28 protein-coding genes and 1 pseudogene are annotated in these 26,269 nt (G+C 59.4%); 18 read left to right on the plus strand and 11 right to left on the minus strand.

The window, feature by feature from the left end; translation table 11 throughout:
- Window positions 1-48 precede the first annotated feature (48 nt).
- The 10 genes and pseudogenes from ASD95_RS00005 to ASD95_RS00045 all read left to right on the plus strand — a co-directional run bounded on the left by ASD95_RS00005 (window position 49) and on the right by ASD95_RS00045 (window position 8,683).
- Window positions 49-1,170, plus strand: a complete 1,122-nt coding sequence (locus ASD95_RS00005; protein WP_056726683.1) for a Re/Si-specific NAD(P)(+) transhydrogenase subunit alpha — start codon at window positions 49-51, stop codon at window positions 1,168-1,170.
- Window positions 1,171-1,181: 11 nt separating this feature from the next.
- Window positions 1,182-1,535, plus strand: a complete 354-nt coding sequence (locus ASD95_RS00010) for an NAD(P) transhydrogenase subunit alpha (protein WP_056726684.1) — start codon at window positions 1,182-1,184, stop codon at window positions 1,533-1,535.
- Window positions 1,532-2,886 (plus strand): NAD(P)(+) transhydrogenase (Re/Si-specific) subunit beta (locus tag ASD95_RS00015; RefSeq protein ID WP_236709705.1); only part of this gene is annotated, 1,355 nt, incomplete at its 3' end. The genes ASD95_RS00010 and ASD95_RS00015, both read left to right, overlap by 4 nt.
- A gap of 1 nt (window position 2,887) precedes the next feature.
- A pseudogene (locus ASD95_RS30185) lies at window positions 2,888-3,067 on the plus strand (NAD(P)(+) transhydrogenase (Re/Si-specific) subunit beta); the annotation flags it as partial.
- 213 nt (window positions 3,068-3,280) lie between these two features.
- Complete coding sequence (locus ASD95_RS00020; RefSeq protein WP_056726685.1) at window positions 3,281-4,774, plus strand: acetyl-CoA hydrolase/transferase family protein; 1,494 nt, start codon at window positions 3,281-3,283, stop codon at window positions 4,772-4,774.
- 319 nt (window positions 4,775-5,093) lie between these two features.
- Window positions 5,094-5,309 carry a DUF1127 domain-containing protein gene (locus ASD95_RS00025; RefSeq protein ID WP_008018491.1) on the plus strand — a complete coding sequence of 72 codons (216 nt, stop codon included), beginning with the start codon at window positions 5,094-5,096 and terminating at the stop codon, window positions 5,307-5,309.
- Between the two features lie 324 nt (window positions 5,310-5,633).
- Complete coding sequence (locus ASD95_RS00030; RefSeq protein ID WP_056726686.1) at window positions 5,634-5,951, plus strand: DUF2388 domain-containing protein; 318 nt, start codon at window positions 5,634-5,636, stop codon at window positions 5,949-5,951.
- 107 nt (window positions 5,952-6,058) lie between these two features.
- Window positions 6,059-6,376 (plus strand): DUF2388 domain-containing protein, encoded by a 318-nt coding sequence (locus ASD95_RS00035; protein ID WP_056726687.1) that lies wholly within the window; start codon window positions 6,059-6,061, stop codon window positions 6,374-6,376.
- A gap of 28 nt (window positions 6,377-6,404) precedes the next feature.
- Window positions 6,405-6,725 carry a DUF2388 domain-containing protein gene (locus ASD95_RS00040; RefSeq protein ID WP_056726688.1) on the plus strand — a complete coding sequence of 107 codons (321 nt, stop codon included), beginning with the start codon at window positions 6,405-6,407 and terminating at the stop codon, window positions 6,723-6,725.
- Window positions 6,722-8,683: a DUF7844 domain-containing protein gene (locus tag ASD95_RS00045; RefSeq protein ID WP_056726689.1), complete on the plus strand. Its 1,962-nt coding sequence runs from the start codon at window positions 6,722-6,724 to the stop codon at window positions 8,681-8,683. Before ASD95_RS00040 ends, ASD95_RS00045 begins: the two co-directional genes overlap by 4 nt.
- A 62-nt stretch (window positions 8,684-8,745) precedes the next feature.
- Here ASD95_RS00045 and trpA read toward each other — a convergent pair whose 3' ends face one another.
- Complete coding sequence (trpA, locus tag ASD95_RS00050; protein WP_015092933.1) at window positions 8,746-9,558, minus strand: tryptophan synthase subunit alpha; 813 nt, start codon at window positions 9,556-9,558, stop codon at window positions 8,746-8,748.
- Window positions 9,558-10,778: a tryptophan synthase subunit beta gene (gene trpB, locus ASD95_RS00055; RefSeq protein ID WP_056726690.1), complete on the minus strand. Its 1,221-nt coding sequence runs from the start codon at window positions 10,776-10,778 to the stop codon at window positions 9,558-9,560. Before trpB ends, trpA begins: the two co-directional genes overlap by 1 nt.
- 124 nt (window positions 10,779-10,902) lie before the next feature.
- Here trpB and ASD95_RS00060 point away from each other — a divergent pair, with 124 nt between their 5' ends.
- Window positions 10,903-11,796, plus strand: a complete 894-nt coding sequence (locus tag ASD95_RS00060; RefSeq protein WP_056726691.1) for a LysR family transcriptional regulator — start codon at window positions 10,903-10,905, stop codon at window positions 11,794-11,796.
- Here the strand turns inward: ASD95_RS00060 and ASD95_RS00065 are convergent.
- Window positions 11,793-12,116, minus strand: a complete 324-nt coding sequence (locus ASD95_RS00065; protein ID WP_056726692.1) for a DUF883 family protein — start codon at window positions 12,114-12,116, stop codon at window positions 11,793-11,795. The genes ASD95_RS00060 and ASD95_RS00065 overlap by 4 nt on opposite strands.
- A 157-nt stretch (window positions 12,117-12,273) precedes the next feature.
- Here ASD95_RS00065 and ASD95_RS00070 point away from each other — a divergent pair, with 157 nt between their 5' ends.
- Window positions 12,274-12,489, plus strand: coding sequence for a dodecin (locus tag ASD95_RS00070; protein WP_008045871.1), 216 nt, complete (start codon window positions 12,274-12,276; stop codon window positions 12,487-12,489).
- A gap of 121 nt (window positions 12,490-12,610) precedes the next feature.
- Window positions 12,611-12,832 (plus strand): DUF1161 domain-containing protein, encoded by a 222-nt coding sequence (locus ASD95_RS00075; protein WP_056726693.1) that lies wholly within the window; start codon window positions 12,611-12,613, stop codon window positions 12,830-12,832.
- A gap of 68 nt (window positions 12,833-12,900) precedes the next feature.
- On the opposite strand, the gene ASD95_RS00080 is transcribed toward ASD95_RS00075, so the two are convergent.
- Window positions 12,901-13,902 (minus strand): LLM class flavin-dependent oxidoreductase, encoded by a 1,002-nt coding sequence (locus ASD95_RS00080; protein ID WP_056726694.1) that lies wholly within the window; start codon window positions 13,900-13,902, stop codon window positions 12,901-12,903.
- Window positions 13,903-14,142: 240 nt separating this feature from the next.
- Between ASD95_RS00080 and ASD95_RS00085 the strand changes: the two genes are divergently transcribed.
- On the plus strand, window positions 14,143-14,574 hold the full coding sequence (locus tag ASD95_RS00085) for an OsmC family protein (RefSeq protein WP_056726695.1): 432 nt from the start codon (window positions 14,143-14,145) through the stop codon (window positions 14,572-14,574).
- 178 nt (window positions 14,575-14,752) lie between these two features.
- Window positions 14,753-14,986 (plus strand): DUF1161 domain-containing protein, encoded by a 234-nt coding sequence (locus ASD95_RS00090; RefSeq protein ID WP_056726696.1) that lies wholly within the window; start codon window positions 14,753-14,755, stop codon window positions 14,984-14,986.
- A gap of 5 nt (window positions 14,987-14,991) precedes the next feature.
- Here ASD95_RS00090 and ASD95_RS00095 read toward each other — a convergent pair whose 3' ends face one another.
- Window positions 14,992-15,411 carry a PA0061/PA0062 family lipoprotein gene (locus ASD95_RS00095; RefSeq protein ID WP_056726697.1) on the minus strand — a complete coding sequence of 140 codons (420 nt, stop codon included), beginning with the start codon at window positions 15,409-15,411 and terminating at the stop codon, window positions 14,992-14,994.
- Window positions 15,412-15,451: 40 nt separating this feature from the next.
- Window positions 15,452-15,874 carry a PA0061/PA0062 family lipoprotein gene (locus ASD95_RS00100; protein ID WP_056726698.1) on the minus strand — a complete coding sequence of 141 codons (423 nt, stop codon included), beginning with the start codon at window positions 15,872-15,874 and terminating at the stop codon, window positions 15,452-15,454.
- 59 nt (window positions 15,875-15,933) lie between these two features.
- On the opposite strand from ASD95_RS00100, the gene ASD95_RS00105 reads away from it, so the two are divergent.
- Complete coding sequence (locus tag ASD95_RS00105; RefSeq protein WP_056726699.1) at window positions 15,934-17,031, plus strand: aminopeptidase; 1,098 nt, start codon at window positions 15,934-15,936, stop codon at window positions 17,029-17,031.
- On the opposite strand, the gene ASD95_RS00110 is transcribed toward ASD95_RS00105, so the two are convergent.
- The 4 genes from ASD95_RS00110 to ASD95_RS00120 form a co-directional block, all read right to left on the minus strand.
- Window positions 17,013-18,242: a nucleoside recognition domain-containing protein gene (locus ASD95_RS00110; protein ID WP_046042661.1), complete on the minus strand. Its 1,230-nt coding sequence runs from the start codon at window positions 18,240-18,242 to the stop codon at window positions 17,013-17,015. The two genes, ASD95_RS00105 and ASD95_RS00110, sit on opposite strands and share 19 nt — an antisense overlap.
- Window positions 18,243-18,357: 115 nt before the next feature.
- Window positions 18,358-19,689 (minus strand): glutamate/aspartate:proton symporter GltP, encoded by a 1,332-nt coding sequence (gene gltP / locus ASD95_RS00115; protein WP_056726700.1) that lies wholly within the window; start codon window positions 19,687-19,689, stop codon window positions 18,358-18,360.
- An 836-nt stretch (window positions 19,690-20,525) separates the two neighbouring features.
- The gene (locus ASD95_RS28160) at window positions 20,526-20,690 is read right to left on the minus strand and encodes a DUF1328 domain-containing protein (protein WP_003177151.1); all 165 of its coding nucleotides are present in this window, start codon (window positions 20,688-20,690) and stop codon (window positions 20,526-20,528) included.
- 71 nt (window positions 20,691-20,761) lie between these two features.
- Window positions 20,762-21,049, minus strand: coding sequence for a hypothetical protein (locus ASD95_RS00120; protein ID WP_056726701.1), 288 nt, complete (start codon window positions 21,047-21,049; stop codon window positions 20,762-20,764).
- 436 nt (window positions 21,050-21,485) lie between these two features.
- Here ASD95_RS00120 and algB point away from each other — a divergent pair, with 436 nt between their 5' ends.
- Both algB and ASD95_RS00130 read left to right on the plus strand, forming a co-directional pair.
- A complete protein-coding gene (gene algB, locus ASD95_RS00125; protein WP_056726702.1) occupies window positions 21,486-22,832 on the plus strand; it encodes a sigma-54-dependent response regulator transcription factor AlgB in 1,347 nt (448 codons plus the stop codon).
- Between the two features lie 10 nt (window positions 22,833-22,842).
- Window positions 22,843-24,633: a KinB sensor domain-containing domain gene (locus ASD95_RS00130; protein WP_056726703.1), complete on the plus strand. Its 1,791-nt coding sequence runs from the start codon at window positions 22,843-22,845 to the stop codon at window positions 24,631-24,633.
- Between the two features lie 7 nt (window positions 24,634-24,640).
- Here ASD95_RS00130 and ASD95_RS00135 read toward each other — a convergent pair whose 3' ends face one another.
- Window positions 24,641-26,254, minus strand: a complete 1,614-nt coding sequence (locus ASD95_RS00135; RefSeq protein WP_056726704.1) for an EAL domain-containing protein — start codon at window positions 26,252-26,254, stop codon at window positions 24,641-24,643.
- Between the last annotated feature and the right edge of the window lie 15 nt (window positions 26,255-26,269).

The following is a 26,269-nucleotide window of genomic DNA, read 5'->3' on the forward strand; positions in this document are numbered from 1 at the left end:
ATCCGTAGTGCATGGGTTTACTCTATAAGATCACGCAGGAGATTTGACGTGCACATTGGTGTTCCTCTCGAAACCCAGACCGGTGAAACACGGGTTGCTGCAACCCCGGAAACCATCAAGAAGCTGATCGGCCAGGGCCATAAGGTCACTGTACAAAGCGGCGCCGGCATTAATGCCAGCGTTGTCGACAGTGCCTATGAAGCGGCAGGCGCAACCATTGGCAGCGCCAATGACGCGTTTGCTGCAGAGCTGATTTTGAAGGTGGTCGCGCCCAGCGACAGCGAGCTGGCGCTGATTAAAAGCGGCACCGTTGTGGTGGGCATGCTCAACCCGTTCAGCAACGAAACCATCGCCAAAATGGCCGAGTGCGGCATTACCGCCTTTGCCCTGGAAGCCGCGCCGCGTACCTCCCGCGCTCAGAGCCTGGACGTACTGTCSTCGCAAGCCAACATCGCCGGTTACAAGGCTGTGTTGCTGGCCGCTCACCACTACCCTCGCTTCATGCCGATGCTGATGACCGCGGCAGGCACCGTGAAAGCGGCGCGCGTGCTGATCCTCGGTGCTGGCGTGGCCGGTTTGCAGGCGATCGCTACGGCGAAACGCCTGGGGGCGGTGATCGAAGCGTCTGACGTGCGTCCGGCGGTAAAAGAGCAGATCGAATCCCTCGGCGCCAAGTTCGTCGACGTGCCCTACGAGACCGATGAAGAGCGTGAATGCGCCGTCGGTGTCGGCGGTTACGCCCGCCCGATGCCGGCCAGCTGGATGCAGCGCCAGGCCGCCGCCGTGCACGAACGCGCCAAGCAGGCTGACATCGTCATCACCACCGCGCTGATTCCCGGCCGCAAGGCACCGACACTGTTGAGCGCGCAAACCGTGGCCCAGATGAAGCCGGGGTCGGTGGTCATCGACCTCGCGGCGGCCCAGGGCGGCAACTGCCCGCTGACCGTGGCCGATCAGGTGGTCGTCGAACATGGCGTGACCATCGTTGGCCCGACCAACCTGGCCAGCGCCGTGGCGGCTGACGCTTCGGCGCTGTACGCCCGCAACCTGCTGGACTTCATGAAACTGTTGTTCGATAAAGAAGGACAACTGGTGATCAACCTTGAAGACGATATCGTCGCCGCGTGCCTGATGTGCCGCGACGGCCAGATCGTGCGCAAGAACGGCTGAGGATAAAAACAATGGAAGACATGCTGATCTCTCACGGTATCTACAACCTGATCATCTTCGTGCTGGCGATCTATGTCGGCTACCACGTGGTCTGGAACGTCACMCCYGCACTGCACACGCCACTGATGGCCGTKACCAACGCCATCTCGGCCATCGTGATCGTCGGCGCCATGCTGGCAGCGGCGCTGACCGTGACSCCGCTGGGCAAGACCATGGGCACCCTGGCCGTGGCCCTGGCCGCCGTCAACGTGTTTGGTGGCTTCCTGGTGACCCGCCGCATGCTGGAAATGTTCAAGAAGAAAGCGGCCAAAGCTCCGGCTGCCAAGACCGCAACAGCAGCCAAGGCTGAGGTGCAGCAAGCATGAGCATGAACCTGGTTACGTCCCTGTATTTGATCGCCTCGGTCTGCTTCATCCAGGCGCTCAAGGGCCTCTCGCACCCCACCACGTCGCGTCGTGGCAACCTGTTCGGCATGCTCGGCATGGGCCTGGCGATCCTCACCACGGTCGGCCTGATCTACAAGCTGGGCTCCGAGCTGGCGCAAGACGGTATCGTCTACGTGATCGTCGGCCTGCTGATCGGCGGCACCGCCGGTTCGATCATGGCCAAACGCGTTGAAATGACCAAGATGCCGGAACTGGTCGCCTTCATGCACAGCATGATCGGCCTGGCCGCGGTGTTCATCGCCGTGGCTGCCGTGGTCGAGCCGCAGTCGCTGGGCATCGTCAAGCARCTCGGTGACGCGATCCCGGCCGGTAACCGCCTGGAACTGTTCCTCGGTGCCGCCATCGGKGCAATCACCTTCTCCGGCTCGGTCATTGCCTTYGGCAAGCTGGCSGGCAAGTACAAGTTCCGCCTGTTCCAGGGKGCACCGGTACAGTTCAGYGGYCAGCACAAGCTGAACCTGCTGCTGGGCCTGGCCACCCTGGGCCTGGGCGTGACCTTCATGCTCACCGGTGACTACACCGCTTTCGCCGTGATGCTGGCCCTGGCCTTCGTGCTCGGCGTGCTGATCATCATCCCGATCGGTGGCGCGGACATGCCAGTGGTCGTGTCGATGCTCAACAGCTACTCCGGCTGGGCAGCGGCGGGYATCGGCTTCTCGCTGAACAACTCGATGCTGATCATCGCCGGYTCGCTGGTRGGCTCRWSCGGTGCGATCCTCTCGTACATCATGTGCAAGGCGATGAACCGCTCCTTCTTTAAYGTRCTGCTCGGYGGYTTCGGCAATACGGCAGAGGCGGCCGGCCCGGCGGGTTCCAAAGAAGCCCGTCCGGTGAAATCCGGTTCGGCTGACGACGCGACCTTCCTGCTGACCAACGCCGACACCGTGATCATCGTGCCGGGCTACGGCCTGGCGGTGGCACGCGCTCARCATGCACTGAAGGAACTGACCGAGAAGCTGACCCATCGCGGCGTGACCGTGAAGTATGCGATCCACCCGGTKGCCGGTCGTATGCCCGGCCACATGAACGTGTTGCTGGCCGAGGCCGAAGTGCCTTACGACCAGGTGTTCGAGATGGACGACATCAACTCCGAGTTCGGCCAGGCCGACGTGGTGCTGGTGCTGGGCGCCAACGACGTGGTCAACCCGGCCGCCAAGAACGATCCGAAATCGCCGATTGCCGGCATGCCGATCCTCGAAGCGTTCAAGGCCAAGACCATCATCGTCAACAAACGCTCGATGGCCAGCGGCTACGCCGGCCTGGACAACGANCCGATTGCCGGCATGCCGATCCTCGAAGCGTTCAAGGCCAAGACCATCATCGTCAACAAACGCTCGATGGCCAGCGGCTACGCCGGCCTGGACAACGAGCTGTTCTACCTGGACAAGACCATGATGGTGTTCGGCGACGCGAAGAAGGTCATCGAAGACATGGTCAAGGCCGTCGAGTAACCCTCTGCGGCACACGGAACGCCCCGACTCGTCGGGGCGTTTTTGTTTGTGCAAATCGTCGGACAAACTATTCTTTTGTTACCGATCCGGTAACGGTGTTTTGCTTGAAAAGCCCGGAATAGACGCCTCGATTGCGACCTTGGTAGCGGGACAGAAGCCGGCGCAATTCACTAGACTGCACGTCCTGCTACCTGTTGCCCGAGATAACAATCCATGTACCGTGACCGTATCCGCCTGCCTTCGTTGTTGGACAAAGTGATGAGCGCTGCCGACGCTGCCGCTCTGATTGAGGACGGCATGACCGTCGGCATGAGTGGCTTTACTCGCGCAGGCGAAGCCAAGGCCGTCCCCCAGGCGCTGGCTGAGCGCGCCAAGGTCACGCCGCTGAAAATCAGCCTGATGACCGGCGCAAGCCTGGGCAACGACCTCGATAAGCAGTTGACCGAAGCCGGTGTGTTGTCGCGACGCATGCCGTTTCAGGTCGACAGCACCCTGCGCAAGGCGATCAATGCCGGTGAAGTCATGTTCATCGACCAGCACTTGTCGGAAACCGTGGAGCAATTGCGCAACCAGCAATTGAAGCTGCCGGACATCGCCGTGATTGAAGCCGTAGCGATCACCGAACAAGGGCATATCGTGCCAACCACCTCGGTCGGCAACTCGGCCAGTTTCGCGATTTTCGCCAAGCACGTGATCGTCGAGATCAACATGGCGCACAACCCGAATCTCGAAGGTCTGCACGACATCTATATTCCGACCTACCGTCCGACCCGCACGCCGATTCCGCTGGTCAAGGTCGACGATCGCATTGGCAGCACCGCCATCCCGATTCCACCGGAAAAAATCGTCGCCATCGTGGTCACCAACCAGGCTGACTCGCCCTCCACTGTGCTGGCGCCAGACGCCGAGACCCAGGCCATTGCCGACCACCTGATCGACTTCTTCAAACAGGAAGTGGCAGCCGGGCGCATGACCAACAAGCTCGGCCCGCTACAAGCCGGAATCGGCACCATCGCCAACTCGGTGATGTGTGGCCTGATCGACTCGCCGTTCGAAGACCTGACGATGTATTCCGAGGTGCTGCAGGATTCGACCTTCGACCTGATCGATGCGGGCAAGCTGAGTTTTGCTTCGGGCAGTTCAATCACCCTGTCGAGCCGGCGCAATGCTGACGTCTTCGGCAATCTGGAGCGCTACAAGGACAAGCTGGTCCTGCGCCCGCAGGAGATTTCCAACCACCCTGAAGTCGTGCGCCGCCTCGGCATCATCGGCATCAACACGGCGCTGGAGTTCGACATCTATGGCAACGTCAACTCCACTCACGTCTGCGGAACGCGGATGATGAACGGCATCGGCGGCTCGGGCGACTTCGCGCGCAACGCGCATCTGTCCGTGTTCGTGACCAAGTCGATCGCCAAGGGCGGTGCGATCTCCAGCGTGGTGCCGATGGTCAGCCATGTCGACCACACCGAACATGACGTCGACATCCTCGTGACCGAAGTGGGCCTGGCAGACTTGCGCGGCCTGGCGCCCCGGGAACGCGCCCGGATCATCATCGACCAGTGCGTGCACCCGGATTACCGCCAGGCGCTCAATGATTACTTCACCACCGCGTGCGCCATCGGTGGGCACACCCCACACATCCTGCATGATGCCCTGAGCTGGCACATCAACCTGGAAGAAACCGGGCAAATGCTGAAGAAGTAATTAGTACAGATGGCAGCTGGCGCAAACACAGTTTCGTCAGCTTGCTCTTGCCTCTTCGAAATATGAAAAAAACTGTACTGCTGTACTGGTCATTTCCTAAGGAAAATTCCTACCTTTTCGGACAAAAACAACAATTTCGCACCTTAATAGTGCGGATAGGTACAGTTGCCTCAATTTAGACCAGTACACCCCCTATAAACAGTTAACTGAGCTCTCACAATACAGATGAACTGTATCTACAGAGACTAGGCAAACAAGAGGATCATGGGCACCAGTTAAACCACTACCTAATCCCGCCATAAGCGGAAGGATGTCAACCATGGAACGTACACTCAGTTCCGAACTGTTCTTCGAAGACACTGCTGCAAAAACCCAGGCTTCCCTGCCTCTGCGCGTTATCGCCAACCTGATGCTGTGGCAGCGCCGCATCACCAGCCGCCATCAACTGGCTCGCCTGGATTCGCGTCTGCTGGCTGATGCCGGGATTAGCGAAGCACAACGCTACGAAGAGCTGAGCAAGCCGTTCTGGCGCTAAGTTAGCGTCGCTGGCTCTGACCTGAAGGTCCACCGCCAGCAACCCGAATTGAAAAAACAAAGCCCGTCGTGGGAAACCACGACGGGCTTTGTCGTTTCGGAGAAGAAAGAAAAAAGCAGTACAGTTTTAACAAACCAAAATTATACCTGAACAGTTGCTTCACCAGATTTGATACAGTCTGGAAACTTCGCCAGATCAACACGATGAGACTGTCGCGGCGTCACGCACAGACAGCTACTATCAATCAGAACCTGGCGGGCAACGAGCGTCTGACACAGCAGACACTGCGCCATCTTCCAATCGGCTTACCCTAGGAGTTACACCATGTCCCGACTTCGCCTGCTCAGCGCTGCAGCCCTGCTTGCCGTAGCTGCCAATTCCCACGCCACCAGTTTTATCGTGACCACCGACGCAGTCGTTGGGGCACTCAAATCCAGTTCCGATGCGACGTCCGACATCACGTCTTCATTCAAAGATGACAAGATCGTGCTCGCCGCGCGTGACGATGCCGCCAGCTTCGTTGCCAGCGAAGGTTCCATCCGTGGGGTGAAACTGGAAAGCGCACTCAACCATATTCGTCATCAGGCACCCCAGTTGAACGCAACCGACGCACAACTGGCGCAGGCGATCCTGACGATCTGATCGACTGCTCTGTTCGGGGACACGCTCGACGTGCCCCGATATTTCCGTGCTGGCTCTGGAATGGGCCTTGCGCTAGCCTTGGGACTCACTTCTAACTGTCGAGTCTCATGCGTTTTCTTGCAAATCTGTTGATCACTCCAGTCATGATTACGGCTGCCTGTTCAGGTTCAGCCCATGCTTACGACGCCTTTAACCTGTCAACCCAGGGGATCGTGGCCAGTGGATATGCCACAAGCATGGTGACCTCCGCCCCCTTCGACCATAAACTGCTGCTCGCAGCCCAGGATGACGCCGCGGCATTCATTGCCAGTGACGGCCAGCTAAGAGGCGCACGACTGGAGTCGGCCCTGCGGTATCTGCGCCGAACCCAGGTAAAACTTCATGCCAGCGACCTTGAACTGGCACAAGCAATTCTCGTCCAATAGTTATCCCTGTTTTTTCTGGAGTCATTCCATGCGTAACCCGCTGATTGCTGCCACTTTAGGCCTGCTGCTGTTGGCCGATGTGGCCCAGGCACATACCCTGGTTGCCACCAGTAATATCCTGATCCGTGCTACCCAGCGCACCCTCGATTTCACTTCCGACACCACCACGTCCATTCGCGATTCGAAAATCGTGCGCGAGGCCCAGGACGACGCCGCCAGTTTCGTTGCCAGCAATGGCGACATACGTGGCGCTCATCTGGAATCAGCCTTCGATTTGCTGCGCACCCGCGTGCCGGAAGCCCGTGACGCCAGTGACCTGGATCTCGCTGAAGCCATCCTCGCACTGTGAAGCGTCCAGGCGCCTGGCTGCTGGCCGGGGCCCTGTTGCTGTTCGGCAACACGGCCCACGCCGGCCTTCAATTACAGCTCAAGACCGAAGGTCTGACACCCGCGCAACAGCACGCCAGCCAGGCGTTGCTCGATGAAGCCATGCAGGCACTGCCGCCACGCTTCGTCGAGCAACTCGATCGACACATCGATGTCGGCTGGACCGATGACATGCCAAGAAATGCCTACGGTCAGGCGACACTGGTGTCCGAACTCGACCTGAACCGCAACCTGCTGGCCGGCCTCACCGATGGCAGCGCCGCGACCAAAAAAACCCATCGCCCCCATGGCACCGTACGCCGGGAAATGCTCGCCACGGTGTTGCACGAGCTGACTCACATCTACGATCGCTCACGCCTGTGGCCAAAGTCGGAGCGTGCACTGATTCAACGCTGTACCCGCCAAGACAGCAGCTCAGGGCTGGTCGGCATCCCCGACCAATGCCGCGGCCAGACCGGCCGCCGCTTTACCCTCAGCGATGATCCACGCCTGCTCGACCTCGCCGGCTGGCCGCAATACGTCGGCCGTCGTGGCGAACGCGAACAGTACAACCGGCAGATCGCGCGCAGCCCGGACATCTACGAGACGAGCAGCCCCAAGGAGTTCGTCGCGGTCAATATCGAGTACTTCCTGCTCGATCCGAGCTATGCCTGCCGTCGTCCCGCGTTGTACCGCTACTACAAAGAACACTTCGGCTGGGCACCCGCTGCCAAAGACGCTTGCGGCAAAACCGTCGCCTTCCTCAATGCCGGCAGTGATTTCGCCAAAACACCACTGGGACAGGTCGATCCTGAACGGGTTTACGCCATCGATTACCTGTTGGCCGAAGCTAACCAGAACCTGTTCAGCTACTGGGGTCACAGCATGTTGCGCCTGGTCATCTGCGCACCGGGCCGGCCTCGCGGACCGGATTGCCGACTGGACCTGGACCAGCATCTGGTGCTGTCATACCGCGCATTTGTCGGTGATGTGCAGATGTCGAGCTGGAATGGGCTGGTCGGCAAGTACCCGTCGCGATTGTTTGTCCTGCCGCTTTCCCAGGTAATCGACGAATATACCAAGACCGAGTTGCGTAGCCTGGCCTCGGTACCACTGAACCTGTCGCGCCGCGAGATCGAAGATGTGGTGGAGCACGCCGCCGAAATGCACTGGAGCTACGACGGCAACTATTTCTTCCTGTCCAATAACTGTGCGGTAGAAGGACTGAAACTGCTGCGTAGCAGCACTAACAACCCGCAACTGGTTGGTCTGGACAACATCATGCCCAACGGCATGCTCGAAGTGCTCAAGGGGCGCGGTCTGGCCGATACCAGCGTGCTGGATGATCCTCGCGAAGCACTGCGCCTGGGTTATCGCTTCGACTCCTTCCGTGATCGCTACCAAGCGATGTTCGAAGTGTTGAAAAAGCAGATGCCGATCAAACAGGAAACTGTCGAAGAGTGGCTGGATCTTAAAGCCGCAGAGCGGCGGCAATGGTTCGAACAGGCCGATTTGCGTACCAGCGCAGCATTGCTGCTGCTGGAACAGGCGAGTTTCCGTCGACAGATGTTGCTGGCCCAGGACGAAGTGAAGCAGCGCTATCTGGGCGCTCGGGAGCTTAAAAACGGCGGCATGGACAAGGCCAACGAGACACTGAAGCAGATTCTCGCCAACAGCGGCTTCCTCAGCCGCCCGGCAGAGTTGCTGGGGACCACTGGTTACGGGTTGCCACAACCGAGCGAATGGCAGCATCTGGAAGCGGAAAGCAGCCAGCGCCAGAAACAACTCCTGGCGCTGTCCGGGGATCTGGACAAGGAGGTGAGGGCGTTGCTTGAACCGGGCCGCGCCGCCGAGATGGCCGCCAACGAGGCCAACGTGACGCAGATCGGTGAGCACCTGCGCAAACTGCACAAGGCATCAGGCGGGATAGAGTTGCCTTGATACCGCACCTTGTGGGAGCGAGCCTGCTCCCACAAGGTTTACAGCGTTCAGGAGCTTTACCTTCAGCTGACGCGGGCTTTACGCACGCCTTCGGCCAACGCCGAGCACAGGCTCAGAACGCCATCGACGGCTTGTTCCGGGGAAGTGGCATTGGCGATGTGATCGATCAACGCCGAACCCACCACAACACCGTCAGCCAGCCGCGCAATGGACGCCGCCTGTTCTGGAGTCCGGATACCGAAGCCGATGCTGATCGGCAGATCGGTATGGCGACGCAGACGGGCGACCGCTTCCTCGACGTGCTCCAGCGTGGCGGCACCGGCACCGGTCACACCGGCCACCGAGACGTAGTAGACGAAGCCGGAGCTGCCGTTGAGAACGGTCGGCAGGCGCACATCATCGGTGGTTGGCGTGGTCAGGCGAATGAAGTCCAGGCCCGCTGCCTGCGCCGGGTCGCACAACTCGCCGTTATGCTCTGGCGGCAGGTCGACCACGATCAGGCCGTCAACGCCGGCCTCCTTGGCTTCGGCGATGAAGCGCGGTACGCCGTACATGTGGATCGGGTTGAAGTACCCCATCAGCACCAGCGGCGTTTCGTTGTTGTCCTGGCGGAACTCGCGAACCATTTGCAGGGTTTTTGCCAGATTCTGCTTGGCACCCAATGCACGGATGTTGGCGAGCTGGATTGCCGGGCCATCAGCCATCGGGTCGGTGAAGGGCATGCCCAGTTCGATCACGTCGGCACCAGCCGCCGGTAAGCCCTTGAGGATGGCCAGGGAGGTGTCATAGCCCGGGTCGCCGGCAGTGACGAAGGTCACCAGGGCGGCGCGGTTCTGTTCCTTGAGTTCGGCAAAACGCGTTTGCAGGCGGCTCATCAGTGTTTCTCCTGCTTGGATTGTTCCATGTGGTGCATCACGGTCTGCATGTCTTTGTCGCCACGGCCGGACAGGTTGACCACCATCAGGTGATCTTTTGGCAAGGTCGGTGCGCGCTTGAATACTTCAGCCAGGGCATGGGCGCTTTCCAGGGCAGGGATGATCCCTTCCAGGCGGCAGCACTGGTGGAATGCAGCGAGGGCTTCGTCGTCGGTCACCGAGGTGTACTGAACGCGGCCGATGTCATGCAACCAGGCGTGTTCCGGACCAATGCCCGGGTAGTCCAGGCCAGCGGAGATCGAGTGGGCGTCGATGATCTGGCCATCGTCGTCCTGCAGCAAGAAGGTGCGATTGCCGTGCAACACACCGGGTACGCCGCCGTTCAGGCTGGCCGCATGCTTGCCGGTCTCGATACCGTAACCGGCGGCTTCGACGCCGATGATCTCGACACTCTGGTCGTCGAGGAACGGGTGGAACAGGCCCATGGCGTTGGAACCACCGCCGATGCACGCCACCAGGCTGTCTGGCAGGCGACCTTCCTGGGCTTGCAGCTGCTCGCGGGTTTCCTTGCCGATCACGGCCTGGAAGTCGCGAACCATCGCCGGGTAAGGGTGCGGACCGGCCACGGTACCGATCAGGTAGAAGGTGCTGTCAACGTTGGTCACCCAGTCACGCAGGGCTTCGTTCATCGCGTCTTTCAGCGTGCCGGTACCGGCTACCACCGGGATAACCTCGGCACCCAGCAGCTTCATGCGGAACACGTTGGCCTGCTGACGCTCGATGTCAGTGGTGCCCATGTAGATCACGCAATCCAGACCGAAACGCGCAGCGACGGTGGCAGTGGCCACACCGTGCATGCCGGCGCCGGTCTCGGCGATGATGCGCTTCTTGCCCATGCGCCGCGCCAGCAGGATCTGACCGATGCAGTTGTTGATCTTGTGCGCGCCGGTGTGGTTCAGCTCTTCACGCTTGAGGTAGATCTTCGCGCCGCCGCAGAACTCGGTCAAACGCTCGGCGAAGTACAGTGGGCTTGGACGTCCGACGTAGTCGCGCTGGAAGTAGGCCAGTTCTTCCTTGAATGCAGGATCTTCCTTGGCCAACTCATATTCGCGGGCCAGGTCGAGGATCAACGGCATCAGGGTTTCGGCAACGTAGCGGCCGCCGAACGCGCCAAACAGGCCGTTGGCATCAGGGCCGTTGCGCAGATTAGTCTGGGTCATGGGGCGCTCCAGTTGAATGCGTGAAGTGATGCATAAAGAGATAGTGGGCTTCACTCTACCCCTGACGCCCCGACCTGAAAACCGATAAGATCGCCACAACCTGTCAGGAAAACTCACAGATCAAATGAGCCATGACCTTCCTCCGCTGAACGCGCTTCGCGCCTTCGAAGCCACTGCCCGCCTGAACAGCGTCAGTCAGGCGGCGGAACAGCTGCACGTCACCCACGGTGCGGTCAGCCGGCAACTCAAGGTGCTTGAAGAACACCTCGGCGTAAGCCTGTTCATCAAGGACGGTCGCGGCCTGAAACTCACAGATGCCGGGTTGCGACTGCGTGATGCCAGCAGCGAAGCCTTCGAGCGCCTGCGCAGCGTTTGCGCCGAACTCACACAAAGCACAGCCGATGCGCCATTCGTGCTCGGTTGCTCGGGAAGCCTGCTGGCGCGCTGGTTTATCCCCCGACTGGGGCGGCTCAATGCCGACCTGCCGGACTTGCGCCTGCACTTGTCGGCCGGCGAAGGCGATCTGGATCCGCGAAAACCGGGGCTGGATGCCTTGCTGGTATTTGCCGAGCCGCCCTGGCCGGCGGACATGCAGGTTTTTGAGCTGGCCAGCGAACGCATCGGCCCGGTCATGAGCCCGCGGTTTGTCGGCTATGAACGGCTCAAGCAGGCGCCGGAAACCGCGCTGCTGAACGAACCCTTGCTGCACACTACCTCACGCCCGCAAGCCTGGCCGAACTGGGCGCAACCACGGGGGCTCGACCCCAGGGCGCTGAAGTACGGTCAGGGATTTGAACATTTGTATTACTTGCTGGAAGCCGCCGTCGCGGGTCTGGGCGTGGCGATTGCTCCCGAACCCTTGGTGACGGAGGACTTGAAGGCCGGGCGCCTGGTTGCGCCTTGGGGCTTCAGTGAAACCCCGGCGCAACTGGCGTTGTGGCTACCCAAGCGCGCCGCGGACGGGCGCGCCCGACAACTGGCGCAGTGGCTCAAGAACGAACTGCGTCGAGCGGATTAATCACGCTTGCACAACAGATAAGCGGCCAGCAGGCCCAATGCGCCCACGGCGACACCGGCAGTTGTCCAGGGGTGGTCCTGGGCGTAGTCCCGGGTGGCAATCCCGGTTTCGCGGGTTTTGACCTTGACCTCTTCATAAGCATCGGCAAGCAGATGGCGCGAGTGTTTCAAGGCATTCTCGGCGTTGCTTTTCAGGGTCTTGAGGGTTTTACGCGACTCGTCCGAGGTGTCGTCCTTCAGGCTTTCCAAAGACTTGAGCAGACTCTCGATCTCGGCTTCCATGCTTTGCAATGAGGCTTTACGTAACGAGGTGTTGGCCATGGTGGCTCTCCTGCATTGGTGATGAGTGGCGTGTGTTGGTTGGGACTTCACGGGTTCGAGAAAGTGCAGAAAATCTGAACCTCACCCTCAGAACGGCCAACAGAAGAAATAGGAAAAATCACTGCTAGTCTGTAATTCACACGCAGAGGAGAACGCCATGTCTGACCATCACACCTACAAGAAAGTCGAGCTGATCGGCTCGTCCACCAGCAGTATCGAAGATGCGATCAACAACGCGCTGGCCGAGGCCAGCAAAAGCATCAAGTACATGGAATGGTTTGAAGTGACCGAGACCCGTGGGCACATCAGGGACGGTAAGGCTGCGCACTTTCAGGTGACCTTGAAAGTCGGATTCCGGATTGCCAGCAGCTGACTTTGGGCTAGTCTTCTGAACTTGCACGCCGGTCGAATGCCATAGGGAATGGCAAAGCACTCCATGAGTGCGTCCGGCTGACGGCTGGTTACCCCTATGATCCGACCAGGGAATGCAACCGATGAAGAAGTTTATGTTGGCAGTAGGTTTGTTGAGCCTTGCGGGGAGCGCATTGGCGGGCGGCAAGCCATGCGAAGAGCTGAAAGCCGAAATCGCAGCGAAACTTGATGCCAAGGGCGTATCCGGTTATTCGCTGGAGATTGTCGACAAAGGTGCCGCTGCCGGCGGGAAAGTTGTTGGCAAATGCGAAGAGGGCGCCAAAGTGATCGTCTATAAAAAGTAGGCCGATTCTCGCCCGAATAAAAAAGCCGACGCCAAGGCGCCGGCTTTTTTATGCCTGCCGTTTGAGTATCAACCCCGCATGACCTGCGCCAGCAGCTCGTAGGAATGCACGCGATCGGCATGTTCGTACAGGTCACAGGTGAAAATCAGCTCGTCGGCCTGGGTCTGTTCGATCAGGACCTCAAGTTTGGCGCGGATTTTCTGCGGGCTGCCGATCATGGCCAGCCCAAGGAAATCGTGCACGGCATCTTTTTCATGGGGCAGCCACAGGCCGTCCATGGACTTCACCGGAGGACGCTGTACCAGGCTTTGGCCACGCATCAGGGCGAGAATCCGCTGGAACACCGAGGTCGCCAGGTAATCGGCCTGCTCGTCGGTATCGGCTGCCACCAATGGCACGCCGAGCATCACGTAGGGCTTGTCCAAAACGGCTGACGGCTTGAAATGATTGCGGTAGACCCGAATCGCCTCATGCATGTAGCGCGGAGCGAAATGCGAGGCGAAGGCGTAGGGCAGACCGCGCTCGCCGGCCAATTGCGCACTGAACAGGCTCGATCCCAACAACCAGACCGGCACATTGGTCCCGGTTCCCGGCATCGCGATGATGCGTTGGTCCGGGGTACGCGGCCCGAGGTAGCGCACCAGTTCCGCCACATCTTCCGGGAAGTCGTCGGCGCTGCCGGAGCGTTCGCGGCGCAGTGCACGTGCGGTCATCTGATCGGAACCGGGAGCGCGCCCCAGGCCCAGATCGATCCGGCCCGGATAAAGGCTTTCCAGGGTGCCGAACTGCTCGGCAATCACCAACGGTGCGTGGTTGGGCAACATCACCCCGCCCGAACCGACTCGAATGGTTGACGTGCCACCGGCCAGATAACCGAGCAGCACCGAAGTCGCGGAACTGGCGATGCCATCCATGTTGTGATGCTCAGCCACCCAGAAGCGGTTGTAACCGAACTTCTCGACATGCTGCGCCAGGTCCAGCGAATTGCGCAGCGACTGGGCCGCGCTGCCGTTCTCGCGCACCGGCACCAGATCGAGGGTCGAGAACTTGATATCGGACAGTCGTTTCATAAACCTGCTTCTCCAATTGAGGGCGCAGGTTTGTTCTTGCGAACGCAAACCTGCCGAATCCAAAAGCCTGATTCATGCAATGAGGGCATATACCCGAGTTTCAATAGCCCGGTAAAAAATCCCGCAAAAAAAGCAGACTGATCGGACGAGATGAACTTTGCCCCACCGTCTATCCTCACAACCCAGGCAAACGGAAACCACGAAGGCGCGACGTTTCGCGTCAATCTTGAGGAGGCAGGCATGGCTATCGTTAAGAAAGCTTCGGCTCATTGGGAAGGTGATCTGAAAACCGGCATCGGCTCGATTTCCACAGAAACCGGCGTGCTCCGCGAAGCACCCTATGGCTTCAAGGCGCGCTTCGAAGGCGGCCGGGGTACCAACCCGGAAGAGCTGATCGGCGCGGCCCACGCCGGCTGTTTCTCCATGGCGTTTTCCATGATTCTCGGCGATGCCGGCCTGAAGGCCGATAGCATCGATACCCAGGCTGAAGTCACCCTGGATCAAGTGGACGGCGGTTTTGCGATTACCGCAGTTAAATTGATTCTGAAGGCAAAAATCCCCGGGGCGACCCAGGCCCGGTTCGAAGAGCTGAGCAACAAGGCCAAAGAGGGCTGTCCGGTGTCAAAAGTGCTGAATGCGAAGATCAGCCTGGAGGCAACGTTGGTCGGCTAGATTTTCATTGAAGACAAAAGATCGCAGCCTTGCACAACCTGCCGGGATCATTCGGTAAAAGGAGCTCAAGGCTGCGATCTTTTTTGCGTCGCGACAGACTTGCCCGCTAAAACTGTGGTCGAATAAATGACAGCAGCGAAAACCACGATTGTGCGTGCTGCCTCAAAGGAGCTTCACCATGAAACGTTTTGCCTTGGCGCTTATCTGTTGCGCACTGGCCACTTCGGCCCTTGCGGCACCGAAACCCTGCGAAGAACTCAAGGCCGAGATCGAAGCCAAGATCCAGGCCAGCGGCGTCACTTCCTACACGCTTGAAATCGTCACCAACGACGAGGTTCATGACCAGAACATGGTCGTGGGCTCGTGCGAAAACGGCACGAAGAAAATCATTTACCAGAAAAACGACCGCTGAACCATTCACATCAGGCAGTAGGATTCCCGGTCTTCAGCAACGATTTCGCGTTTGGCGTTGTACAGCCGGGCACCGGGGGTAAAGGCAATGGAACGGCCTTCGAGCACATAACGCTGGCCGGCTTCGAAATGATCGTATTTGATGGTCAGGTAGCACAGCCGCTCCGAAGGGCCGCTCATCATGCCCAATCCGCCACCGGGTACTTCAAAGTCGAAACGCACGATCAGTTCATGGCTGCCCGGCGTGACCTCGAAAAAACGCCCGTCGCGCAGGCGTTGTTTATCCAGTCGTTCGGCCATCAACAACTTGTCGTTAGGGAAAGGTGTCGAGAATTCGACCCAGGCCATTTTGGGATTGGGTGTCGGCATCGGGCTTTGGCAACCCGCGACAACACCGACGGCGAGTAACAGCATCAACCTGCGCATGATGGATGTCCCAAGGGATATGCATCCAGCATAACGCCGATCAGGTGTGTTGACAGCCTGCCGGCGTGCCGCGCCCAATCACTTTGCGCTGCTGATCGTAGAGTTTCGCCCAAGGCCGAAACCCGATGTTCCCTGCCTGTAGCTGATAACGCTCACCCGCGTTGAAGTCGCTGAATTTCACATTCAACTGACAATCGCGCCACAACGGCTCGGCGTCTGGGCCGATATTGGTGGGCTGGACCGCGAATTGGTAGCGGACCGTCAACTCATGGCCACCGGGTTGAACCTGGAAATAGCGTTTATCGTCGGTGTTCCTGTCATCGACCTCCAGCGCCTGCAGCGCCGTATCTTCTTGCTTCGAGTCCAGGTCGATCCAGGCTTGCGCGGGATCGTGGCGGGGTATTCCGAAACCAGCACAGCCGGCCAGCATCAGCAGGCCTCCTGTCAGTATCAACATGCGCATAGCGGAGCTCCATTCAAGCGGGATAGTCTTGCGGAAAGACTCTCCAAGGAAGAATTATTGTGATCAGGCCGCTTCCTAGCCTTGGGTTACTTGATCGCGTTTTTCGCGTTTGGTTTCCGAGCCTGTTGTTTTTGTTGCTCAACGGCTGCACCAGCGCCAGCTATTACAGCCAACTGGCCAACGGCCAACTGCAGTTGCTGCGAGCCAGGGAGCCTGTTTCCAGCGTGATTGCCGACCCGGCGCGCGATCAAAAACTGCGCACACACCTGGAGCAATCGCAAAAGGCCCGAACCTTCGCCAGCCAGCAATTGCACCTGCCGGATAACCAGAGTTACCGCTTGTACGCGGACATTGGGCGTCCCTTCGTCGTCTGGAATGTCTTCGCCACGCCGGAATTTTCCCTCAAGCCCGTAAACCACTGTTTCCCCATAGCCGGTTGCGTGGCCTATCGCGGTTACTACAGCCAGAGCGCAGCCCGCGGCGCAGCGGCTTTGCAACGCTTGCAAGGCATGGACGTGTCGATTGGCGGCGTCGAGGCCTATTCGACACTTGGCTGGTTCAACGACCCGATCATCAGTTCGATGATGGGCTGGGGGGATGAGCGACTGGCCACGTTGATCTTTCACGAGCTGGCCCATCAGCGCTTCTATGTGAAGGACGACACGGAGTTCAACGAATCCTTCGCCACCTTCGTCGAGCAGGAAGGTACTCGCCAATGGCGCGCCTACCGCCAACTGCCACCGGATAACAATGCGCAGGCACGTCAGCGCGACCAGTTCACTGAATTGGTGCTCAAGACCCGCACCCGACTGGAAAAGCTCTACACCTTGCCGCTGCCAACTGAACAAATGCGCCAGCGCAAGGCGGCCGAGTTCGAGCGCTTGCGCAGCGAATACCGGCAATTGCGCGACAGTCAGTGGGACGCAGACAAACGCTATGACGCCTGGATCTATGCCCCCATGAACAATGCCCGGCTATTGCCGTTTGGCTTGTACGACCAATGGGTGCCGGCTTTTGCCGCACTGTTCCAGCAGGAGAATGGCGACTGGCTTAAATTTTACGCCGCCGTGGAAAAGCTTGGCGCCTTGCCGACGGACGAGCGCAAGGCCGCGCTGAAGGCTTTGGCTGACGGAGCCGATCAACCAAAGAACCAGTAGCAAACCCCGATCGCACCCAGCACCCCGGCAAGCTCGGCCAGCAATGCACAACCAACGGCATGGCGTGCACGCTGGATGCCCACGGCGCCGAAGTACACCGCCAGGACATAGAACGTCGTTTCGGTACTGCCCTGGACAGTTGCCGCCACCAGTGCCGGGAAGCTGTCCACACCCGAGGTCTTCATGGTTTCAATCAGCATCGCCCGGGCGGCGCTACCGGAGAAGGGTTTGACCATCGCCGTAGGCAGCGCATCGACGAAACGCGTGTCCCAACCGGCCCATTCCACCAGATGACGGATCCCGTCCAGGCCAAAGTCCAGCGCCCCGGACGCGCGCAGTACGCCTACCGCGCAGAGCATCGCCACCAGGTAGGGCAGCAAGTTTTTGGCGACGTCGAAACCCTCTTTGGCTCCTTCAACGAAAGCCTCGTAGACTTTCACTTTGCGCAGCGCGCCGATCACTAAGAACAGCATGATCAGGCCAAACAGCGTCAAGTTGCCGAGGATCGATGACAGGCCGGCCAGAGCGGTCGCCGAAAGGGTCGCCAGCAACGCCATGAAAGCACCGAGGGCGAGGGCGCCGGGGATCAGGTAGGCCAGCACTACGGGGTCCCAGATGCGCAGGCGCTGCATGAACGCCACCGACAGGAAGCCGACAATGGTGGAGCAACTGGTCGCCAGCAGGATCGGCAGGAACACCAGCGTCGGGTCCGGAGCCCCTTGCTGGGCGCGATACATGAAGATCGTCACCGGCAACAGGGTCAGCGAGGAGGCGTTGAGCACCAGGAACAGGATCTGTGCGTTGCTGGCGACGGTCGCGCTGGGATTGAGTTCTTGCAGTGCTTTCATGGCCTTGAGGCCGATCGGCGTGGCGGCGTTGTCCAGGCCCAGGCCATTGGCGGCGAAGTTCAGGGTGATCAGGCCGATGGCCGGATGACCCGGCGGGACTTCAGGCATCAAGCGCAAGAACAGTGGTCCCAGGGCCTTGGCCAGCCATTCGACGATGCCGGCTTTCTCGGCAATGCGCAGAAAACCCAGCCAGAGGGTGAGGGTGCCGAACAGCAGCACCATGACTTCGACCGACAGCTTGGCCATGGCAAAAATGCTTTCCACCATCGCCGCGAATATCCCGGCGTTGCCACCAATCAGCCACTGGGCCAGCGCCGATACGGCTGCCACGATGAAGAAGCCAAGCCACAGGCCATTGAGCATCAGTCAAATCCCCCCAAAAGATCCGCGAATGATAGCGGGGTGGCCAGAAACGACAAACCCCGGATTTCTCCGGGGTTTGTCTGGTGCGGCAGATGCTCCCACAAGGGGTATTACATCAGCTCTTGGAAATCTCGCCTACCGGCAGCTTTTCCTTGCTGCGCCAGTGCGGCAGGGAGTTCCAGTAGCGCTGGCCCTTGGCGTCGTCGTACATGCCTTCCCAACGAGCGATAACCAGAACCGCCAGGGCGTTGCCGATCACGTTCAGCGCGGTACGGGCCATATCCATGACACGGTCGACACCGGCGATGAACGCCAGGCCTTCCAGAGGAATACCGACGCTGCCCAGGGTGGCCAGCAGTACCACGAAGGACACACCCGGTACGCCGGCGATGCCTTTGGAGGTGACCATCAACGTCAGTACCAGCAGCAGTTGCTGGCTGATCGACAGGTCGATGCCATACAGCTGGGCAATGAAGATTGCCGCGATGCTTTGGTACAGGGTCGAACCGTCGAGGTTGAACGAGTAACCGGTCGGCACCACGAAGCTGCAAATCGCTTTCGGCGCGCCGTAGGCTTCCATCTTCTCGATCACGCGCGGCAGCACGGTTTCGGAGCTTGCGGTGGAGTAGGCCAGTACCAGCTCATCCTTGAAGATGCGCATCAGCTTGATCACCGAGAAGCCGAACAGGCGAGCGATCAGGCCCAGGATCACGAAAGCGAAGAAGGCGATGGCGACGTAAACCAGGATCACCAGTTTGGCCAGCGGTATCAGCGAGGCGAAGCCGAAGTTGGCAACGGTCACCGCGATCAGTGCGAACACGCCGATCGGGGCGTAGTTCATGATCATGTGAGTGACCTTGAACATGCTTTCCGAAACGCCCTGGAACATCTTCACCAGCGGCTCACGCAGGTCCGCCTGCAGGCTCGACAGACCGAGACCGAACAATACGGAGAAGAAGATGATCGGCAGCATTTCGCCGCGAACCATGGCCGCGAAGATGTTCGACGGGATCAGGTTGAGGATGGTTTCGATGAACGCGTGTTCATGCTGAACCTCGGCCGCCGTGGCCTGGTACTTGGAAATGTCCACAGTGCCCAGGGTGCTCATGTCGATGCCGGCACCCGGATGGAACAGGTTGGCCAGCAGCAGGCCGACCACGATGGCGATGGTGGTGACGATCTCGAAGTAGATGATGGTCTTGAAGCCGATGCGCCCCAGCTTCTTGGCGTCACCGACGCCGGCAATGCCGACGATCAAAGAGGAGATGACGATCGGGATCACGATCATCTTGATCAGACGGATAAAGATATCGCCTGCCGGTTGCAGGACGTTGCTGATCCACCAGGCTTTTTCGGCACTGAAATGGTTGAGCAGCGCACCGATTGCTATCCCCAATACCAGACCGATGAGGATCTGCCAGGCGAGGCTAAGCTTTGCCTTCTTCATATTTTTACCCTTACTTGCGTTTGACTCAGGGAGATGCGCGAACTGGAACGCTTATGGCGAAAAAGTCCAGTGCATCTGCCCCCCGTATAAGGTGCCCCGGAGCGCGTGTTTGCCGCTCTCTGGCAGGCGAAAAAAGGCGCAACTATTCCGATGCAGGTAAGCGCCGTCTAATGCCGTAAACGCCTACCCTATGCAGAATCGGCATGAGGTTTCTTTAGCGAAACGCGCGTCCCAACCGGTTCGAATACGACATTTCAGCAGGCATAAGTGCCGTGAACCGGCCATCACAGAGCAGATTGAATATTTTTTGAGCAGCGACTGAGCGTTGATTTTTCAGCAAAATCCCGCCGGGCGAAGGGAAAAATCGCGGCCAAAGAAAGGTGATTTTTCTCGATATACGGTCACCAATGAAACACCGAGAAAAGTATTTTCAGACGTAACAGGGATAAGGACGGGATAACACTGACGAAATAGAGACGAGCGCTCTATTTCAATATGTTGCTTGATCAAGCCCTTCGCAAGCCCGTCGAGCCTTGGCGGTCCGGCGAACTTGCGCAGTAGCTTCTCCTGACCCGGCCCTTGCGCAGGTACTCCCTGTACCCGTAGGTCACTCCGCCCCTGAAACAGGCAGAACGTCCCGACCCCTTGGTCATGCGCCGGCCTTCCTCAGGTGGCGCAGGTGGAAAGAGGCGCTGGCCTCCTTCGTGTATAAATTCTGTTCTATCAGCAAGCCCTTGATGGAGCCTCAGGCAAGTCGGGAAAACGCCAGCCCGCATGCCATGGCACTACCGCCCAACAGCAGGGCGGCTGCCAGTGATTTGAACAAACCTCTCATATCAGCCTCGACCGCGACGGCCAAAGAAGAAGGAAGCAATGAACATCACCAGGAACACGACAAACAGAATCTTGGCGATACCCGTGGCGGTGCCCGCGATACCACCGAAGCCCAGTACAGCGGCGATGATGGCGATGATCAGGAATGTGATTGCCCAGCTCAACATGGTGATTCTCCTTACGCTTCTGTTTAGAGGTGCTGCATTTCCCGGCGCATGGGGTGCGGCGGAAGTTATGTCTAGAACACCCAACGCTCTTGATGACGTATCTCACCCACAGGCCCGGCCTGGTCGACATCCATCATGCGCATCGGTGGGCTATCAGCCTGACTACTGCTGACGGCGCTGAAATGGGTTTGGGTCGGATGCGGAATCGACAGGAATGGCGCTTCCGGCTGCCGGCTCTGCTCCCAGCGCAGAAACTGCTGGCCGCCAAGCAAGGTAATCAACAGCGCCAGAACAGCAAACAGTCCTTGCTGGATATACACAGGCGAGAGTTGCAGGTGGGCGGCACGTTGACGGTTCATCCTGGGGCTCCTACCACTGGGGTCGGTTCGATAGCGGGCGCTTGTTTTTGAATACCCTGGTTAATCAGACAATTGCAGAGCGCATGCCAGCCTTGATACGAATTAATTCCCTTTAATATCAATATGTTATGAACGCCAAGGAAACCACTTCGCGCGCATCCTGCACGATGCCATCTATGCAGTCGTGCGTATTGCACGACGGGTCTGAAGGAAGGCGTAAATTTTTTGAATTGAGAGGAGGGTACGGAGGTCAGAAATTCACGCTGGCCGTTGGCAGATTCCGGGTATCTATCAAAAGACCCGCAAAGTCAGGTGGCTAACCGATACATCCGATGAGAGCTACCCTGCCATGACAGGAATGGCTCAGAATCAATCATGCAACTTGCCCGATTTCTCCGGGACTAAATTAAGATCATTCTTTAAGGAGCGTAGGAAAATGGAATCCGCCACTGAGCATCAAGGCCGCATTCTGCTGGTGGACGATGAGTCCGCCATCCTGCGTACTTTCCGTTACTGCCTTGAAGACGAAGGCTACAGCGTGGCCACCGCCACCAGCGCCGCGCAGGCAGATGCCCTGTTGCAGCGACAGGTTTTCGACCTGTGCTTCCTCGATTTGCGTCTGGGTGAAGACAACGGCCTCGATGTGCTGGCCCAGATGCGTATCCAGGCGCCCTGGATGCGGGTGGTGATCGTCACTGCCCACTCGGCCGTCGACACGGCCGTGGATGCGATTCAGGCCGGTGCCGCCGATTATCTGGTCAAACCGTGCAGCCCCGATCAATTGCGTCTGGCAACCGCCAAGCAACTGGAAGTTCGACAACTGTCGGCGCGACTGGAAGCCCTGGAAGGCGAGGTGCGCAAGCCCAAGGATGGTCTGGACTCCCACAGCCCAGCCATGAAAGTGGTACTCGAAACCGCCCGTCAGGTCGCCACGACTGACGCCAATATTCTGATTCTGGGTGAATCCGGTACCGGCAAGGGCGAACTGTCCCAAGCCATTCATGGCTGGAGCAAACGCGCGAAGAAATCCTGCGTCACGATCAACTGCCCGTCGCTGACCGCCGAGCTCATGGAAAGCGAACTCTTCGGCCACAGCCGCGGCGCCTTCACCGGCGCCAGCGAAAGCACCTTGGGGCGAGTCAACCAGGCTGATGGCGGAACGCTGTTTCTCGACGAGATCGGCGACTTTCCCCTGACATTGCAGCCGAAGTTGCTGCGTTTTATTCAGGACAAGGAATATGAGCGCGTCGGTGATCCGGTGACCCGTCGTGCCGATGTGCGCATCCTTGCGGCCACCAACCTCAACCTTGAGGACATGGTGCGCGATGGTCGTTTCCGTGAAGACCTGCTCTATCGCCTGAATGTCATAACCTTGCACCTGCCACCGCTACGCGAACGCCGCGAAGATATTCTCAACCTGGCCGACCGTTTCCTGGCGCGCTTCGTCAAGGAGTACGCCCGTCCCGCGCGCGCCTTCAGCGACGAGGCCCGGGAAGCGCTGCTGAGTTATCGCTGGCCGGGCAACATCCGTGAGCTGCGCAACGTGATTGAGCGGGCGAGCATCATCTGTCCGCAGGAGCGGGTCGAGATCAGCCATCTGGGCATGGCTGAAACCCCGGTCACCAATGCACCGCGCATCGGCGCGGCACTGAGCCTGGATGAGCTGGAAAAGGCCCACATCGGCGCGGTCCTCGCCACCGCCGACACCCTGGATCAAGCGGCGAAAACCCTGGGCATCGACGCCTCGACGCTGTACCGCAAGCGCAAGCAGTACAACCTGTGAGCAATCGCCGATGAAACTGGCGATGAAATTACGGACCCGGCTTTTCCTGAGCATCTCCGCACTGATCACCGTCGCGTTGCTCGGGCTCTTGCTCGGGTTGGTCAGCGTGATGCAGATGGCCGGCAGCCAGGAAGCACTGATCCGCAATAACTTCATCACCCTGGACCTGGGGCTCAAGCTGCGTCAGACCCTGGGTGATCAATTGATCATCATGCTCAGCGAGAAGCCTGACTCCGCCGCTTTCGCGGCCTCGAAGCAGCATTACTTCGAACTGCTGGAGGAAGGCATCGCCCAGGAGCCGGCAGATACCGGAAGCGAGCACGGCTTCAGAAAAGCCAAGGCCGACTACGAGAGCTTTATCCAGGCTTATGAAACGTCCCCGAACCCGTCGAATGTGCTCAGCAGCCACGACAACCTGACGGAAAAATTCAACGCACTACGCAATGGCCTGATCGCCGAGCACAAGCGCGCACTGGATAACATCAGCGATACCGAGCGACAGGCCCGGGAGCAGGCATTGCTGATTGCAGGGTTGCTTGGCCTGGTGGGGCTGGCAGTGCTGATCATCGGCTTCGTGACCGCGCAAGCTATCGCCCGACGTTTCGGGGAGCCCATCGAGGCCTTGGCCAAGGCGGCGGACCATATCGGCCAGGGCAATTTCGATGTCACCCTGCCGATTTCTTCGGCGATGGAACTGAACCAGCTGACCCGACGTTTCGGGATCATGGCCCAGGCACTGCGTGAACATCAGGCCACCAACGTCGATGAGCTGCTGGCCGGTCAGCAGCGTTTGCAGGCCGTGCTCGATAGCATCGACGACGGACTCCTGATGATCGACCGCCAGGGTCATCTGGAACACCTTAACCCTGTAGCCCAGCGTCAATTGGGCTGGGAGTCCGATCGTCTGGGTCAGGGGTTGGGCACGGCGCTGAAGCGCCCCGAGCTCGATGAGCAGCTGCAACTGGTACTGCGCGGCGGCACGCTGGAGCGGGCGCTGGAAGACTTGAGTGTCGAAGTCGACGGCGAGTCGCGACTGCTGACCTACAGCCTAACTCCGGTCAGCCATACCCAGGGCCATATTCTGGGCGCCGTGATGGTGCTGCATGACGTCACGGAACAGCGTGCCTTCGAACGGGTACGCAGCGAATTTGTATTACGCGCCTCCCATGAATTGCGCACACCAGTCACTGGCATGCACATGGCCTTCGGATTGTTCCGTGAGCGCGCGCACTTTGCCCAGGACTCCCGGGAAGCCGACCTGCTCGATACCGTGAATGAGGAGATGCAGCGGCTGATGCAGTTGATCAACGACCTGCTGAACTTCTCCCGTTACCAGAACGGTTTGCAGAAGCTCACCCTGACGCCTTGTTCCATCGAGGCGTTGCTGGAACAGGCTCGCTCACGCTTTGCCACGGCGGCCGAAGAGCAGGAAATCAATCTGCTGGTGGAGGTGCAGGAGCCTTTGCCGCGGTTACAGGCCGACCAGCCACAACTGGAGCGGGTACTCGACAACTTGCTCGACAATGCCTTGCGGCACACCGGATCCGGCGGGCGGATACGTTTGCATGCCCGGCGCCACGGTGACCGGGTCATCATCAGCGTCGAGGACAACGGCGAAGGTATTGCCTACGGCCAGCAGGGGCGGATCTTCGAGCCGTTCGTGCAGGTCGGACGCAAGAAAGGCGGGGCCGGGCTCGGCCTGGCCTTGTGCAAGGAGATCGTGCAATTGCATGGCGGGCGGATGGGCGTCTATTCACGGCCGGGGCAGGGTACTCAGTTCTACATGGCGCTGACCGTCTAGGTCACCCTCACGCTTCGTCATCCAGGCGCCGGCCTCCCCGACGTCGCCCCCGGGTAATCAATTCAGTGAACTGCACTGCGCTCAGCGCCCGCGCGAACAGCCAGCCCTGGCCGAACTTCACGCCTTCACTGCACAGGAACGCGGCCTGGGCCTCATGCTCGATGCCCTCGGCAATCACCTTCAGGTGCAGCGACTGGGCCATGTGAATGATGTGCGGGGCCACGCCGCTGCTGGCGGCGTCATGGCCCAGCGCGTCAATGAACGCCTTGTCGATTTTCAGGCAATCCACCGGCAGGGTTTGCAAATAGGCGAGGCTGCAATAGCCGGTGCCAAAGTCATCGATCAACACCTGGTGTCCGACATCCCGTAGCGCTTGCAGGTTTTCCCGGGCCACCACCACATCGACCAGCCCGCGCTCGGTGACTTCAAAGGCAATTTGCCGCGCAGCGACGCGGTGCAGGGTCAACAACCGCGCCATCACCTGGCCGATCCGCGGAACCATCACATCACACGCCGCGAGATTGACCGAGATGTACAACTGCGGGTTGGCACGCAGCAACTGGCCGAGTTGCTCGAGCAGGCGTTGCAGGACGAAGTCCGTCATCTGGCGAATCTGCCCGGTATTCTCTGCCATCGGAATGAACAGGTCGGGACTGGTCAGGGTGCCGTCCGGCCTGCGCCAGCGCAGCAGTGCTTCAGCCCCGACACAGTTGCGGCTATCGAGGTCGAAGATCGGTTGATACAGCACCTGCAACTCGCCCCGGCGAATCGCGCCGGTCAGTTCGGCGTCCAGCGACTGCCGCTGGCGCACCAGCAGAAACACCAGGAACCCGACGCAGATGCCCAGCGCGAGGCTGGCCGGCAGCAACCACCACCAGACCGCCGGGATATGCATGCCGGTGCGTGGGCTGATCAACACCAATTGATATTCCGGGTTGTCGGTGGGCATCCGGTATATCAGGCGTGCCTGGGTGATTTGCAGCGCATCACGGTTTTTCGGTGGCCAGGCCTCGTCCGGCGGCCATACCTGAGAAGCGCCGAGCACCGGAATCGCGCGCGCGCCATGGTCCAGGACTACCAGCAGGCTGCTGCCCGGCGACAGGTCGACCATATCGGTCAAATGCCCGCGAGAGGTCGCGACCCGGAAATTCCCGCGCCCGAGCATCAGCGCGGCGCGGTTTTCATCGGGTTCGGTGGTGGTGTTGAGCCAATAGCTGTAAGTCGGGCCCTTGATGTCTGGCGATCGACTCAGCGACAACCCTTCCTGGCGGGGGCGATTGGAGCAGATTCGCGAGGAGTCCATGTAGGCAGCTTCGTAGACGAAGCGATAATTGAACGAAACCTGCTGCAGGGTTGCGATCATTTCAGCATCGCAACCGCGCAACGGTTGCGCTTCAAGGTCGTCAAGGCTTTCACGCAGTTGACCGAAGAGCTGTTCCAGGCGGGCGAGGAAGCGTTCGCCCTGAGCATTCATTTCTTCGCTTTCGTTTTGCTCGACCTGGTGTATGGCAACGAACAGGCTGCCGGCCATCAACAACGTTGCGCTCAAGACAGTAGACATCAGCCCCAGGAACCAGGGGCGATGGAACCAACTACGTAAGGTCTCTCGAGCAGCGGTCATTGTGAAATATCCGAA

Origin of the sequence: Pseudomonas sp. Root71, from assembly GCF_001429045.1 — a bacterium.
GTDB classification, from domain to species: Bacteria; Pseudomonadota; Gammaproteobacteria; order Pseudomonadales; family Pseudomonadaceae; genus Aquipseudomonas; species Aquipseudomonas monachiensis.